At 57.7% G+C, this 13,036-nt stretch carries 14 protein-coding genes and 1 tRNA gene; 12 read left to right on the top strand and 3 right to left on the bottom strand.

The features are described 5' to 3' along the window. Nucleotides 1-606 precede the first annotated feature (606 nt). On the bottom strand, nt 607-936 hold the full coding sequence (locus tag JFU37_RS07635; protein WP_201114692.1) for a hypothetical protein: 330 nt from the start codon (nt 934-936) through the stop codon (nt 607-609). A 13-nt stretch (nt 937-949) separates the two neighbouring features. Between JFU37_RS07635 and JFU37_RS07630 the strand changes: the two genes are divergently transcribed. Next, on the top strand, nt 950-1,105 hold the full coding sequence (locus JFU37_RS07630) for a hypothetical protein (RefSeq protein WP_201114691.1): 156 nt from the start codon (nt 950-952) through the stop codon (nt 1,103-1,105). Between the two features lie 3 nt (nt 1,106-1,108). On the opposite strand, the gene JFU37_RS07625 is transcribed toward JFU37_RS07630, so the two are convergent. Then, nucleotides 1,109-1,193, bottom strand: a tRNA-Leu gene (locus JFU37_RS07625). 107 nt (nt 1,194-1,300) lie between these two features. Here JFU37_RS07625 and queA point away from each other — a divergent pair. From queA to JFU37_RS07595, 6 genes are all read left to right on the top strand, one after another. After that, nucleotides 1,301-2,350, top strand: coding sequence for a tRNA preQ1(34) S-adenosylmethionine ribosyltransferase-isomerase QueA (gene queA / locus JFU37_RS07620; protein ID WP_201114690.1), 1,050 nt, complete (start codon nt 1,301-1,303; stop codon nt 2,348-2,350). Nucleotides 2,351-2,364: 14 nt separating this feature from the next. Then, nucleotides 2,365-3,480 (top strand): tRNA guanosine(34) transglycosylase Tgt, encoded by a 1,116-nt coding sequence (tgt, locus tag JFU37_RS07615; RefSeq protein WP_162130630.1) that lies wholly within the window; start codon nt 2,365-2,367, stop codon nt 3,478-3,480. Nucleotides 3,481-3,523: 43 nt separating this feature from the next. Continuing rightward, nucleotides 3,524-3,859 carry a preprotein translocase subunit YajC gene (yajC, locus tag JFU37_RS07610; protein WP_053214538.1) on the top strand — a complete coding sequence of 112 codons (336 nt, stop codon included), beginning with the start codon at nt 3,524-3,526 and terminating at the stop codon, nt 3,857-3,859. 63 nt (nt 3,860-3,922) lie between these two features. Continuing rightward, nucleotides 3,923-5,791, top strand: coding sequence for a protein translocase subunit SecD (gene secD, locus JFU37_RS07605; RefSeq protein ID WP_201114688.1), 1,869 nt, complete (start codon nt 3,923-3,925; stop codon nt 5,789-5,791). A 9-nt stretch (nt 5,792-5,800) separates the two neighbouring features. After that, complete coding sequence (gene secF / locus JFU37_RS07600) at nt 5,801-6,715, top strand: protein translocase subunit SecF (RefSeq protein WP_201114686.1); 915 nt, start codon at nt 5,801-5,803, stop codon at nt 6,713-6,715. Between the two features lie 119 nt (nt 6,716-6,834). Beyond that, the gene (locus tag JFU37_RS07595; RefSeq protein ID WP_201114684.1) at nt 6,835-7,386 is read left to right on the top strand and encodes a glycine zipper 2TM domain-containing protein; all 552 of its coding nucleotides are present in this window, start codon (nt 6,835-6,837) and stop codon (nt 7,384-7,386) included. A 576-nt stretch (nt 7,387-7,962) separates the two neighbouring features. Here JFU37_RS07595 and suhB read toward each other — a convergent pair. After that, nucleotides 7,963-8,781: a type III secretion system regulator SuhB gene (gene suhB, locus JFU37_RS07590; RefSeq protein ID WP_007982736.1), complete on the bottom strand. Its 819-nt coding sequence runs from the start codon at nt 8,779-8,781 to the stop codon at nt 7,963-7,965. A 146-nt stretch (nt 8,782-8,927) separates the two neighbouring features. On the opposite strand from suhB, the gene trmJ reads away from it, so the two are divergent. The 5 genes from trmJ (at nt 8,928) to iscU (ending at nt 13,003) form a co-directional block, all read left to right on the top strand. Beyond that, nucleotides 8,928-9,698: a tRNA (cytosine(32)/uridine(32)-2'-O)-methyltransferase TrmJ gene (trmJ, locus tag JFU37_RS07585; RefSeq protein WP_201114682.1), complete on the top strand. Its 771-nt coding sequence runs from the start codon at nt 8,928-8,930 to the stop codon at nt 9,696-9,698. Nucleotides 9,699-9,700: 2 nt separating this feature from the next. Beyond that, nucleotides 9,701-10,477 carry a serine O-acetyltransferase gene (gene cysE / locus JFU37_RS07580; RefSeq protein WP_201114680.1) on the top strand — a complete coding sequence of 259 codons (777 nt, stop codon included), beginning with the start codon at nt 9,701-9,703 and terminating at the stop codon, nt 10,475-10,477. 297 nt (nt 10,478-10,774) lie between these two features. Next, nucleotides 10,775-11,266 carry a Fe-S cluster assembly transcriptional regulator IscR gene (gene iscR, locus JFU37_RS07575; RefSeq protein ID WP_007903581.1) on the top strand — a complete coding sequence of 164 codons (492 nt, stop codon included), beginning with the start codon at nt 10,775-10,777 and terminating at the stop codon, nt 11,264-11,266. Nucleotides 11,267-11,316: 50 nt separating this feature from the next. Continuing rightward, nucleotides 11,317-12,531: an IscS subfamily cysteine desulfurase gene (locus JFU37_RS07570; protein WP_201114678.1), complete on the top strand. Its 1,215-nt coding sequence runs from the start codon at nt 11,317-11,319 to the stop codon at nt 12,529-12,531. 85 nt (nt 12,532-12,616) lie between these two features. After that, entirely contained in the window at nt 12,617-13,003 is a 387-nt protein-coding gene (iscU, locus tag JFU37_RS07565) for a Fe-S cluster assembly scaffold IscU (RefSeq protein ID WP_003443374.1), read from the top strand. The last annotated feature ends 33 nt before the right edge of the window (nt 13,004-13,036 follow it).

Below are 13,036 nucleotides of genomic sequence, written 5' to 3'. Positions count from 1 at the left end.
GTAAACCCGCGGCATTCCGTTAGCGGCAGATCACCCAGCCTACTGAAATTTCATCGTTGAAATTGAAAGGATTTTGAAGAGAAAGGGGTGTGCGTTACCGCTACGGCAACGGTGATCAGTTTTTATCCCAACGGTAGGGCAAATGCATAGATGAACCGCAATTCACCGAGTTCACCAGTTCACTAAACTGTGAATCTTCTCGCTAACACGCTCCCGCGGGTTTCCGACCCCGTACTTACCAAACATCCGCCGGGGCCAAGGCGCTAACGGCCTAAAAAACGGCCTGTTTTTACGTCTCCCGATGATCTGGCGCGTTGCTGGGGCGGTTTAGCTCATCAGGAAGGGACATCGTGCCTTGATCAAACTACGAAGCCGGACAGTCACTCAGCCTTGAAGATCGAAACGGGATCTAGCGTTTTTACACACTCCGGGCTGGAGGCGGACTTGGCTAACGATGGTAGGCGGTAAAAAAAAACTGGGGAAAGGGGACGTGGAAAAGGGAGCCATGGATAAGGGGACAGTTTTGTTATCGGATTAATTAGACGTGGCGACCAAGGTTGGTCTAGCTGTCGGGCGCTTCCGCTTTTTTATGTCGCCCGCCTTCATTCATTGAATGTCTTTTAGGTAACCCTTGAGCGCGATGAGCGGGGCATCAAGCTGCTCCATGGTCCGCGCAGCGCTGAAATCTGCTGCCAACCTATGTAGCTCGCGACCCAGGACTGTATCCACACCGCCAATGGCGTTCAGCGCCAATCTCAGGCATTCACCCACTTTTCGCTGGATCGCCTCAACATTCCCCCTACGCACCAGCAACCCAAACACCTCCCGCTCATAATCACTCATCATCAGATCGTCACGCAGAATCGGACTTGAATCTTCCGTCTCGTAAGCGAGCTTGAGGGAGAAGAGGGCGACGGTTTCAAGCAGCAATTCCATGGGGGGAATCCTTGTGAAATGTTCCGCCGATGTGGGCGGCGTAGAAGAACAGCAAGATCAAAAGATCGCAGCCTTCGGCAGCTCCTACCGGATCGCGGGGATAGCGGCGGGGCGTGGTGGCTTTATTGCAGGCGAAAAAAAAGGCCTTGCTAAGCAAGACCTTTCTTAATTTTGGTGCCCCGAGGGAGACTCGAACTCCCACTCCTTTCGAAAACGGATTTTGAATCCGCCGCGTCTACCAATTCCGCCATCAGGGCTCAATGGCCGCGGAGTATAGAGATGAGATAACCGTTGGTCAATCAGGTACATGGAGAATTTTTGATATTTCCGCTAGACTTCCCGGCCCTGCTAGACGAACCCCATCATGCGCGTTGCTGACTTTACCTTCGAGCTCCCTGATTCGCTGATCGCCCGCCATCCTTTGGCCGAGCGTCGCAATAGTCGCCTGTTGACCCTTGATGGGGTCAGCGGCGCCCTGGCACACCGTCAATTCACTGATTTGCTTGAGCATTTGCGCCCAGGCGATTTGATGGTGTTCAACAATACCCGGGTGATTCCGGCGCGGCTGTTTGGCCAGAAAGCTTCCGGCGGCAAGCTGGAAATCCTGGTGGAGCGGGTGCTGGACAGTCACCGCGTGCTGGCCCATGTGCGCTCCAGCAAATCGCCGAAACCGGGTTCCAAGATCCTCATCGATGGCGGTGGCGAAGCTGAAATGCTGGCGCGTCACGATGCGTTGTTCGAACTGGGGTTCGCCGAAGAGGTGTTGCCACTGCTTGATCGCGTCGGGCACATGCCGTTGCCTCCTTATATAGACCGCCCGGATGAAGGCTCGGACCGCGAGCGTTATCAGACGGTGTACGCCGAGCGCTTGGGCGCAGTGGCGGCGCCGACGGCGGGGCTGCATTTCGATCAGCCGCTGATGGAGGCGATTGCCGCCAAGGGCGTCGAGACCGCGTTCGTGACCTTGCACGTGGGTGCGGGTACGTTCCAGCCGGTGCGCGTCGAGAAGATTGAAGATCACCACATGCACAGCGAATGGCTGGAAGTCGGCCAGGACGTGGTGGATGCGGTTGCCGCTTGTCGCGCTCGCGGTGGTCGGGTGGTGGCCGTGGGGACCACCAGCGTGCGTTCGCTGGAGAGTGCCGCGCGCGATGGCGTGCTCAAGCCGTTCAGTGGCGACACTGACATCTTTATCTACCCGGGCCGGCCGTTTCATGTGGTCGATGCCCTGGTCACTAACTTCCATTTGCCCGAATCCACGCTGTTGATGCTGGTTTCGGCGTTCGCCGGTTATCCCGAAGCCATGGCCGCTTATAAAGCCGCCGTGGAGCATGAATACCGATTTTTCAGCTACGGTGATGCGATGTTTATCACCCGTAACCCTGCACCACGTGGCCCTGAGGAAACAGAATGAGTCGCCAAAGTCGTATGTCGTTTGAGTTACTTGCTACTGACGGCAAGGCTCGTCGCGGTCGTTTGACCTTCCCGCGCGGTACCGTCGAGACCCCGGCCTTCATGCCGGTGGGCACGTACGGCACCGTGAAGGGCATGCTGCCGCGGGACATCACCGCCACCGGCGCGGAAATCATTCTGGGTAACACCTTCCACTTGTGGCTGCGTCCTGGCACCGAAGTGATCAAGAAGCACGGCGACCTGCACGATTTCATGCAGTGGAAAGGCCCGATTCTTACAGACTCAGGCGGTTTCCAGGTGTTCAGCCTGGGCGCGATGCGCAAGATCAAGGAGGAGGGCGTGACTTTCGCCTCTCCGGTTGATGGTGCCAAAGTGTTCATGGGGCCGGAAGAATCGATGCAGGTCCAGCGTGACCTGGGCTCGGACATCGTGATGATTTTCGATGAGTGCACCCCGTACCCGGCCGACGAAGACGTCGCGCGGGTGTCCATGGAGCTGTCGTTGCGTTGGGCGCAGCGTTCGAAAAATGCTCATGGCGACAATACGGCGGCGCTGTTCGGCATCGTTCAGGGCGGTATGCACCAGGATTTGCGCATGCGCTCCCTGGAAGGCCTCGACAAGATTGGCTTCGACGGCTTGGCCATCGGCGGTCTGTCGGTGGGCGAGCCCAAGCACGAAATGATCAAGGTGCTGGATTACCTACCGGGTCAGATGCCGGCTGACAAACCTCGTTACCTTATGGGCGTTGGCAAACCGGAAGATCTGGTTGAGGGTGTGCGCCGCGGTGTGGACATGTTCGATTGCGTGATGCCAACCCGTAATGCCCGCAATGGGCATCTGTTCATCGATACCGGCGTGCTCAAGATCCGAAACGCGTTCCATCGCCATGATGATTCGCCGCTCGATCCGACCTGCGATTGCTACACCTGCCAGAACTTCTCCCGTGCTTATCTGCACCATCTGGACAAGTGCGGCGAAATGCTGGGTAGCATGTTGAATACCATCCACAATTTGCGCCATTACCAGGTGCTTATGGCTGGTTTGCGCGAGGCTATTCAACAGGGTACATTGGCCGCCTTTGTCGATGCCTTCTACGCCAAACGCGGGTTACCTGTTCCGCCTTTGGACTGAGTTTTCTGACCCCAAGATTCAACATTTGCAACTGGAGTGCTAAATGAGCTTTTTTATCTCTAATGCCATGGCTGATGCTGCTGCACCTGCGGCAGGCCCTATGGGCGGCGGCTTTGAGTGGATTTTCCTGGTCGGCTTCCTGGTCATCTTCTACCTGATGATCTGGCGTCCACAGGCCAAGCGCGCCAAAGAGCAGAAGAACCTGCTGGGCAGCCTGCAAAAAGGTGACGAAGTTGTGACCACCGGTGGTATCGCCGGCAAGATCACTAAAGTGGCTGACGATTTCGTTGTTCTGGAAGTTTCCGACACTGTCGAAATGAAGTTCCAGAAGGGCGCCATTGCCGCCACGCTGCCAAAAGGCACGCTGAAAGCGATCTAAGTTCCAACTTCTACTCAATCGACGGGGCGCGCAAGGCGCCCCGCGTCATAAGCGGGCGGCGTGATGCTGAACAAATACCCTCTGTGGAAATACATTCTGATCCTGGCGGTGCTGGCGGTCGGTCTGATTTATTCCGCTCCCAATTTATATCCTGATGACCCGGCCATTCAGGTCAGCGGTGCAAGTACTGCGCTGTTGGTCAATCAGGCTGATCTGGATCGTGTGAGCACAGCGCTCAAGGAATCCGGGATCAACGTCAAGGCTGCCACTCTGGCCGCAAATGGCAAGGGCGGTCTGATTCGTCTGACCAAGGCTGAAGACCAGCTGCCTGCCAAAGACGTCGTGCGCAAGGCATTGGGTGATGACTACGTCGTTGCACTGAACCTGGCACAAACCACCCCGCAATGGCTGCGCAGCCTTGGCGCGCACCCGATGAAGCTGGGCCTGGACTTGTCCGGTGGTGTGCACTTCCTGCTGGAAGTGGACATGGACAAAGCCCTCGACGCACGCCTGAAAGTCTACGAAGGCGACGTCAAGAGTCTGTTGCGTAAAGAGAAACTGCGCTATCGCAGCCTGCCGCAACTCAATGGCGCCATTCAGTTGGGCTTCACTGATGAAGATGCCCGCGAACAGGCCCGTGCGGTGGTCCGCAAGAACTTCAACGATTTCGACATTGTTCCGGCCGATCTGAATGGTCAACCGGTGCTGCGTCTGGCGATGACCCCGGCCAAGCTGGCGGAAATCCGTGAATACTCCATCAAGCAGAACTTGACCACGGTCCGTAACCGCGTCAACGAGCTGGGTGTTGCCGAACCGATTGTTCAGCGTCAGGGCGCCAACCGCATCGTGGTTGAGCTGCCGGGCGTGCAGGACACCGCAGAAGCCAAGCGTATCCTCGGCAAGACGGCCAACCTTGAGTTCCGTCTGGCCGCTGAGCCGGGTGCGTCGAAAGCCACTTCCGAAACCTTCGAGTTCCGTGAAGGCAAGCGTCCGCCTGCACAGATCGAGCGTGGCCTGATCATCACCGGTGACCAGGTGACTGACGCCAAGGCTGGCTTCGGCGAGCACGGCACGCCAGAAGTGAACATCCGTCTGGATGGTCATGGTGGCGAGCTGATGAGTCGTGCGACTCGCAGCAACGTCGGTCGCAGCATGGCGGTGATCTTCATCGAACAGCGTCCGATCACCACTTACACCAAGCAATTGGTCGATGGTGTCGAGAAAGACGTCGCGGTTCAAACGTTTAAAGAAGAGAAGAAGATCATCAGTCTGGCGACTATCCAGTCGCCACTGGGTGCCCAGTTCCGCATCACTGGCCTGAACGGTCAGGGCGAATCGTCCGAACTGGCGCTGCTGCTGCGTGCCGGTGGTCTGGCCGCACCGATGTACTTCGCTGAAGAGCGCACCATTGGCCCGAGCCTGGGTGCCGACAACATCACCAAAGGTATCGATGCATCGCTGTGGGGCATGCTGTTTGTCTCGCTGTTCATCATCGCCATCTACCGCTTCTTCGGCATCATCGCCACTGTCGCTCTGGCCGTGAACATGGTGTTGCTGCTGGCCCTGATGTCGCTGTTGGGTGCAACGCTGACCCTGCCGGGTATCGCCGGTATCGTATTGACCATGGGTATGGCGGTCGACGCCAACGTACTGATCTTCTCGCGGATACGTGAAGAGATCGCTGCGGGCATGACCGTACAGCGGGCAATCAACGAAGGCTTCGGCCGGGCATTCACCGCGATTCTCGACGCCAACCTGACAACACTGTTGGTCGGCGGGATTCTCTTTGCGATGGGCACAGGCCCGGTCAAAGGCTTCGCAGTGACCATGTCCCTCGGGATCTTTACCTCGATGTTCACGGCCATCATGGTGACCCGCGCGATGGTCAACCTGATCTTCGGCGGTCGTGACTTCAAGAAGTTGTGGATTTAAGGGGCTGCCATGTTACGTACAATCAACTTCATGGGCGTTCGCAACTTTGCGTTCGGCGTCACATTGTTCCTTACCGCACTGGCGTTGTTCAGCTGCTTCCACAAGGGCATGAACTGGGGCCTGGACTTCACCGGCGGTACGCTCATTGAGCTGACCTACGAGCGTCCGGCCGACGTCACCAAGGTGCGTGAGCAACTGGTTACAGCGGGCTATCACGAAGCCATCGTGCAGAGCTTCGGTGCAACCACCGACCTGCTGGTGCGTATGCCGGGTGCAGATCCGCAACTGGGTCACCAGGTGGCCGATGCGTTGAAGAAAGTCGGCGGCGATAACCCGGCGGTGGTCAAGCGTGTCGAGTTCGTCGGCCCGCAGGTCGGTGAAGAACTTCGCGACCAGGGCGGCCTCGGCATGCTGATGGCGCTGGGTGGCATCCTGATCTACCTGGCTTTCCGCTTTCAGTGGAAGTTTGCGGTCGGCGCCATCGTTTCGCTGATCCACGATGTGGTCGTGACCGTCGGTATCCTGTCGTTCTTCCAGATCACTTTCGACCTGACAGTGCTGGCGGCGGTACTGGCGATCATCGGTTACTCGCTCAACGACACCATCGTGGTATTTGACCGGGTTCGTGAGAACTTCCGTGTTCTGCGCAAGGCGAGCCTGATCGAGAACATCAACATCTCGACCACGCAAACCCTGCTGCGGACCATGGCGACGTCGATCTCCACCTTGCTGGCGATCTCGGCACTGCTGTTCTTTGGTGGCGACAACCTGTTCGGCTTCTCGATCGCCCTGTTTATCGGTGTTTTGGCGGGTACCTACTCGTCGATCTACATCGCGAACGTGGTGTTGATCTGGCTGAACCTGAACAGCGAGGATCTGATTCCTCCTGCGGCTACCGAGAAGGAAGTCGACGACCGTCCATAACGGCCATCGCTTTCCAGTTGTCAGCCAAAAAAGGCGCGAGTTGAACTCGCGCCTTTTTTTGTGCTCCAAGGCTGGGAGAAGCGCGGGCATGTCCCGCATGTGATGGTAAGGAGGTTCATGTGAACAAGTCGATGCTGGTTGGTGCGGTATTGGGTGCTGTTGGTGTGACGGCCGGCGGTGCTGTTGCCACCTACAGCCTGGTTAAAAAAAGCGGCCCTGAGTATGCGCAAGTTCTGGCCGTTGAACCGGTCAAGACACAGATCAAGACGCCACGTGAAGTTTGCAAGGATGTAGCAGTGACTCGGCAAGCGCCGGTCAAAGATGAGCACCAGATCCTCGGTACCGTCGTCGGTGCGGTTGGTGGTGGTTTGCTGGGTAACATGATCGGTGGCGGCAATGGCAAGAAGATTGCCACCGTAGCGGGCGCAGTTGGCGGCGGTTATGCCGGTAACAAGGTCCAGGAAGGCATGCAGAATCGTGATACCACCACCACGATGCAAACTCGCTGTAACACCGTGAATGACATCAGCGACAAGGTTGTTGGCTACGACGTCCGTTACTCGCTGGACGGCAAGGAAGGCAAAGTGCGGATGGATCGCGATCCGGGCAACCAGATTCCGGTCGACAAGGAAGGTAAGCTGATCTTGTCCCAGAACGGGCAGAATCAGTAAGCGGCTCAGGTTAATATTCGAAAAAAGCACCCCGCGGGGTGCTTTTTTAGTGCCTAGAATATATGCCCCACCAGCGATCCCCTGTGGGAGCGAGCCTGCTCGCGAAAGCGTCATCACATCCAGCAATGATGGTGGCTGATACACCGCATTCGCGAGCAGGCTCGCTCCCACATTTGTTCGATGGCGTCCTTGGGGGCACGCATAAAAAAAGCACCCTGCGGGGTAATGCCTGTCAGTTAAGAGATCTCAGGCGAAACACGCTCTTGGTAGCAGCTGGCGAAGCCTGCGTTCGGCTGCGTAGCAGTCGTAAAACCTGAGCGCGAGGTATTCCTGAAACATCGCGCCGCCTGATTTCACGACTGCTGCGCAGCCGAACGCAGGCTTCGCCAGCTGCTACAAATAGCGTTGCGGCTTAATTGACTGGTATTACCTTTTGTACCTGAAAATTATGCCCTGCCACCACCACCCCCTGTGGGAGCGAGCAAGCTCGCTCCCACAGGGATCTGTGGTGTTTTCGGGATCAAATTCCAGGCATAAAAAAAGCACCCCGCGGGGTGCTTTTTTGTGGCCGGTCGCTTAGCGTTTCAGCGAGGCTGGCAGGTGCGGCTGGATGGCCGTCAGGACTGCTTTGAAGCACTTGGTGTTGCCGGCAACGACGTGGCCTTTCTCAAGGAAGTCGTGACCGCCGGTGAAGTCGCTAACCAAACCGCCAGCTTCCTGGATCAGCAGGGCGCCTGCAGCCATGTCCCACTCGGACAGGCCCGACTCCCAGAAGGCGTCGAAGCGGCCGGCGGCCACGTAGGCCAGGTCCAGGCTCGCCGAGCCAGCACGGCGGATACCGGCAGTCTGGCCAACCAGGGCGCGGAACATGCCCAGGTAGTTGTCGAGGTTGTCCATTTGGTCGTCACGGAACGGGAAGCCGGTACCCAGCAGTGCGCCGTCCAGGCTGGTGCGACCGCTGACGCGCAGGCGACGACCGTTCAGTTGGGCGCCGCGACCACGGCTGGCGGTGAATTCTTCCTGGCGAACCGGGTCCAGAACAACGGCGTGTTCCAGGCGACCGCGGTATTTGCAGGCGATGCTGACAGCGAAGTGAGGAATGCCACGCAGGAAGTTGGTGGTGCCGTCCAGCGGATCGATGATCCACAGGTATTCTTCGCCTTCGATACCGGTACCGGCGTGCATGCCGGTTTCTTCACCCATGATCGAGTGATTCGGGTAGGCCTTGCGCAGCGCGTCGATGATTTTCTGCTCGGCGGCGCGATCCACCTCGGATACGTAATCCTTGGCGTCTTTTTCGTCGACCTTGATGGTATCCAGGCGCTCGATGGAGCGGAAGATCAATTCACTGGCGCTGCGGGCGGCGCGCAGCGCGATATTCAGCATGGGCTGCATGGATGTGTCACCTAAGGTTGTTAAAGAAAGCCGGGCATTCTATCAGAAAGTTTCTACAGGTGAAGGTCGGTGTTCGCTTTCATAGCTTAACGGTAGGTTGAGCTGTAAGATTCTGCTCCCCTTAACTGTGTTCGAGAGCGCCTCCCTTGCTGCATAACATTCGTGTCGTCCTGGTCAATACCAGCCATCCCGGGAATATCGGCGGGGCTGCGCGTGCCATGAAGAACATGGGCCTGTCGCGGCTGGTGCTGGTCGAACCGCGGTTGTTCCCGCATCACGAGGCCGATGCTCGCGCTTCTGGTGCCGGTGACATCCTTGAAAACGCGCAAGTCGTCGCCACCTTGGAAGATGCCTTGGTCGGCTGCAATCTGGTGCTGGGTACCAGCGCCCGTGATCGTCGCATTCCGTGGCCGTTGCTCGACCCCCGCGAATGCGGTGTGAAGGTCGTCGAGGAGGCCGCGCAGGGCGCCGAGATTGCCTTGGTGTTCGGTCGTGAAGATTCCGGCCTGACCAATGAAGAGCTGCAGCGATGTCATTATCACGTGCACATCCCATCAGACCCTGAGTTCAGTTCGCTGAACCTTGGGGCAGCGGTGCAGGTGTTGAGTTATGAAGTGCGCATGTCCTGGCTGGCAGCTCAAGGCCAGCCAAGCAAAGTCGAGAAGGATGAAGTGGCGTCCACCAAGAGTGGTGAACTGGCGACCATGGATGAGCTGGAGCGATTCTATGAGCACCTGGAGCAAACCCTGGTGGCCATTGAATTCCTCGATCCGGAAAAGCCACGGCATTTGATGGCGCGCCTGCGCCGGTTGTACGGACGTAGCTCGGTCAGCCGGGCGGAAATGAATATATTGCGTGGCATCCTCACGGAAACCCAAAAAGCGGCCCGTGGCGAGCTTCTAAAGCGGAAGGATTAATGATGTTTGAGCGTTTGCGTGAAGATATCCAGAGCGTATTCCATCGAGACCCGGCGGCGCGTAACGCTTTTGAAGTCCTGACTTGCTATCCGGGCATGCACGCCATCTGGATCCATCGCCTGTCGTCGGCCTTGTGGCGCGCAGAGTTGAAATGGCTGGCGCGACTGGTGTCGAACTTCGGTCGCTGGTTGACCGGGATCGAGATTCATCCGGGCGCCAAAGTCGGTCGTCGCTTCTTTATTGACCATGGCATGGGCATCGTCATCGGTGAAACGGCGGAGATCGGCAACGATGTCACCCTTTATCAGGGCGTGACGTTGGGCGGGACCAGTTGGAACAAGGGCAAACGTCACCCGACACTTGAAGATGGCGTGGTAGTGGGGGCGGGCGCCAAGGTGCTCGGCCCGTTTACCGTGGGTGCGGGAGCCAAGGTCGGTTCCAATGCCGTGGTGACCAAGGCTGTTCCGGCAGGGGCGACGGTGGTCGGGATTCCGGGGCGGATTATCGTCAAGTCCGATGATGAGGTGGATGCCAAGCGCAAGGCGATGGCCGAGAAGATCGGTTTTGATGCCTACGGTGTCGGCGAAGATATGCCTGACCCGGTGGCTCGCGCCATCAACCAATTGCTTGACCACCTGCAGGCCGTGGATGGTCGCCTGGAAGGAATGTGCGGTGCCTTGAAGGACCTGGGCAGCAACTACTGCGCCAAGGATCTGCCTGAACTGCGCGAAGAAGACTTCGCCTGCGTAAAAGACAAAGACGAAACCAAGGCCGGATGATGCTCATGTAGGAGCTGCCGCAGGCTGCGATCTTTTGACTTTGATTTTAAAAAACAAGATCAAAAGATCGCAGCCTGCGGCAGCTCCTGCACAGGTCGCATCCGGACGTCGCAGGCAGCAGCGCGTCGCATTCAGACAATGGCACTGCGCTCAGCGGTGTGCCATTAAGCCGCAGTCCCTGCTATGATGCGCGCGCTCTTTTGCGGCTAATCCTGACTAAAGTACTAGGTCTTATAGTTGACTTAAATACTCGGGAATTGCATACTCGCCTCATTCCGAACTCCGTGGTAATTGTCCATGCGACTGACTACAAAAGGCCGATACGCCGTAACCGCCATGCTTGACCTGGCGTTGCACGCGCAGCACGGGCCGGTGTCCCTGGCCGATATCTCCGAGCGCCAAGGCATCTCCCTGTCCTACCTCGAGCAGCTTTTCGCCAAATTGCGCCGCAGCAATCTGGTGTCCAGCGTCCGTGGTCCGGGCGGCGGCTACCAACTGTCCCGCGACATGCAGGGCATCCAGGTCGCCCAGGTGATCGATGCGGTGAACGAATCGGTCGATGCAACCAAATGCCAGGGCCAAGGTGATTGCCATCAAGGCGACACCTGTCTGACTCACCACTTGTGGTGCGATCTGAGCCTGCAGATTCACGAATTTCTGAGCGGTATCAGCTTGGCTGACCTTGTCACTCGCCGTGAGGTGCAAGAAGTAGCCCAGCGTCAGGATCAGCGCCGTTGCAACAGCAAGGCGCCACGCCTGGACAAGATTGAAGCGTCCGCCGTCGAATGACAGCCAAAGAGCTAGCGGCACGCCAGCCAGCCTGATTTAGGAGATAGTCCATGAAATTGCCGATTTACCTTGATTACTCTGCGACCACCCCGGTTGATCCGCGTGTCGCGCAAAAAATGAGTGAGTGCCTGCTGGTTGACGGAAACTTCGGTAACCCGGCGTCCCGTTCCCACGTGTTCGGCTGGAAAGCTGAAGAGTCCGTCGAAAACGCTCGTCGTCAGGTCGCTGACCTGGTTAACGCCGATCCGCGTGAAATCGTCTGGACCTCCGGCGCCACCGAATCCGACAACCTGGCAATCAAGGGTGCGGCGCATTTCTATGCCACCAAAGGCAAGCACCTGATCACCACCAAGATTGAGCACAAGGCTGTCCTCGACACCATGCGCCAACTGGAGCGCGAAGGTTTCGAAGTGACCTACCTCGAGCCTCGCACTGACGGTCTGGTCACGCCAGAGATGATCGAAGCAGCCCTGCGTGACGACACCATCCTGGTGTCGGTCATGCACGTGAACAACGAAATCGGCACCATCAACGACATCGCAGCCATCGGCGAACTGACCCGTTCCAAGGGCATCCTGTTCCACGTCGATGCGGCTCAGTCCACCGGCAAGGTCGACATCGATCTGTCGAAGCTGAAAGTCGACATGATGTCGTTCTCTGCCCACAAAACCTACGGCCCTAAAGGCATCGGCGCACTGTACGTCAGCCGCAAGCCGCGTGTGCGCATCGAAGCGACCATGCATGGCGGTGGTCACGAACGTGGCATGCGTTCCGGTACCCTGGCGACCCACCAGATCGTCGGCATGGGCGAAGCCTTCCGCGTAGCCAAGGAAGACATGGCTGCCGAGAACGTGCGCATCAAAGCCTTGAGCGACCGTTTCTTCAAGCAGGTCGAAGGCCTGGAAGAGCTGTACGTCAACGGCAGCATGACCGCCCGTGTACCGCACAACCTGAACCTGAGCTTCAACTATGTTGAAGGCGAGTCGCTGATCATGGCGCTCAAGGATCTGGCGGTTTCGTCCGGTTCGGCCTGCACCTCGGCTTCGCTTGAGCCTTCGTACGTACTGCGCGCCCTGGGCCGCAACGACGAACTGGCACATAGCTCTATTCGTTTCACCTTCGGCCGTTTCACCACCGAAGAAGAAATCGACTACGCCGCGCAGAAAGTCTGCGAGGCTGTTACCAAGCTGCGCACTCTGTCGCCGCTGTGGGACATGTACAAAGACGGTGTCGACATTTCGAAAATCGAATGGGCGGCACACTGATTTCAAGTCGCCGCGAACCGGCCCTGTAAAACTGCGGTTTGCAGGGCTCAAAGAGCGACTCTCTGATGAGTGAGGATTAAGAATCATGGCTTACAGCGAAAAGGTCATCGACCACTACGAAAACCCGCGTAACGTCGGCAAGATGGACGCGGAAGACCCGGATGTCGGCACCGGCATGGTCGGCGCGCCGGCGTGCGGCGACGTGATGCGCCTGCAAATCAAGGTCAACGAGCAAGGCATCATCGAAGATGCCAAGTTCAAGACCTACGGTTGCGGTTCGGCTATCGCTTCCAGCTCCCTGGCGACCGAGTGGATGAAAGGCAAGACTCTGGATGAAGCAGAGACCATCAAAAACACTCAGCTGGCCGAAGAACTGGCCCTGCCGCCAGTAAAAATTCACTGCTCCGTACTCGCTGAAGACGCTATCAAAGCGGCCGTTCGCGACTACAAGCAGAAGAAAGGCTTGATCTGAATTTCAAGATTTGGCGACGAGTAAGGAGTCACC

The organism is Pseudomonas sp. TH41 (assembly GCF_016650695.1).
Lineage (GTDB): Bacteria > Pseudomonadota > Gammaproteobacteria > Pseudomonadales > Pseudomonadaceae > Aquipseudomonas.
Note: the sequence above shows the minus strand (reverse complement) of the source record. Positions and strands in the feature narration are given on the sequence as shown.

What these genes read in the sequence shown, in the direction of transcription:
- suhB (WP_007982736.1), bottom strand. Translation starts at nt 8,781, where the DNA reads ATGCAGCCCATGCTGAATATCGCGCTGCGCGCCGCCCGCAGCGCCAGT.
- iscR (WP_007903581.1), top strand. Translation starts at nt 10,775, where the DNA reads ATGCGACTGACTACAAAAGGCCGATACGCCGTAACCGCCATGCTTGAC.
- JFU37_RS07570 (WP_201114678.1), top strand. Translation starts at nt 11,317, where the DNA reads ATGAAATTGCCGATTTACCTTGATTACTCTGCGACCACCCCGGTTGAT.
- secD (WP_201114688.1), top strand. Translation starts at nt 3,923, where the DNA reads ATGCTGAACAAATACCCTCTGTGGAAATACATTCTGATCCTGGCGGTG.
- secF (WP_201114686.1), top strand. Translation starts at nt 5,801, where the DNA reads ATGTTACGTACAATCAACTTCATGGGCGTTCGCAACTTTGCGTTCGGC.
- iscU (WP_003443374.1), top strand. Translation starts at nt 12,617, where the DNA reads ATGGCTTACAGCGAAAAGGTCATCGACCACTACGAAAACCCGCGTAAC.
- yajC (WP_053214538.1), top strand. Translation starts at nt 3,524, where the DNA reads ATGAGCTTTTTTATCTCTAATGCCATGGCTGATGCTGCTGCACCTGCG.
- tgt (WP_162130630.1), top strand. Translation starts at nt 2,365, where the DNA reads ATGTCGTTTGAGTTACTTGCTACTGACGGCAAGGCTCGTCGCGGTCGT.
- cysE (WP_201114680.1), top strand. Translation starts at nt 9,701, where the DNA reads ATGTTTGAGCGTTTGCGTGAAGATATCCAGAGCGTATTCCATCGAGAC.
- queA (WP_201114690.1), top strand. Translation starts at nt 1,301, where the DNA reads ATGCGCGTTGCTGACTTTACCTTCGAGCTCCCTGATTCGCTGATCGCC.
- JFU37_RS07635 (WP_201114692.1), bottom strand. Translation starts at nt 936, where the DNA reads ATGGAATTGCTGCTTGAAACCGTCGCCCTCTTCTCCCTCAAGCTCGCT.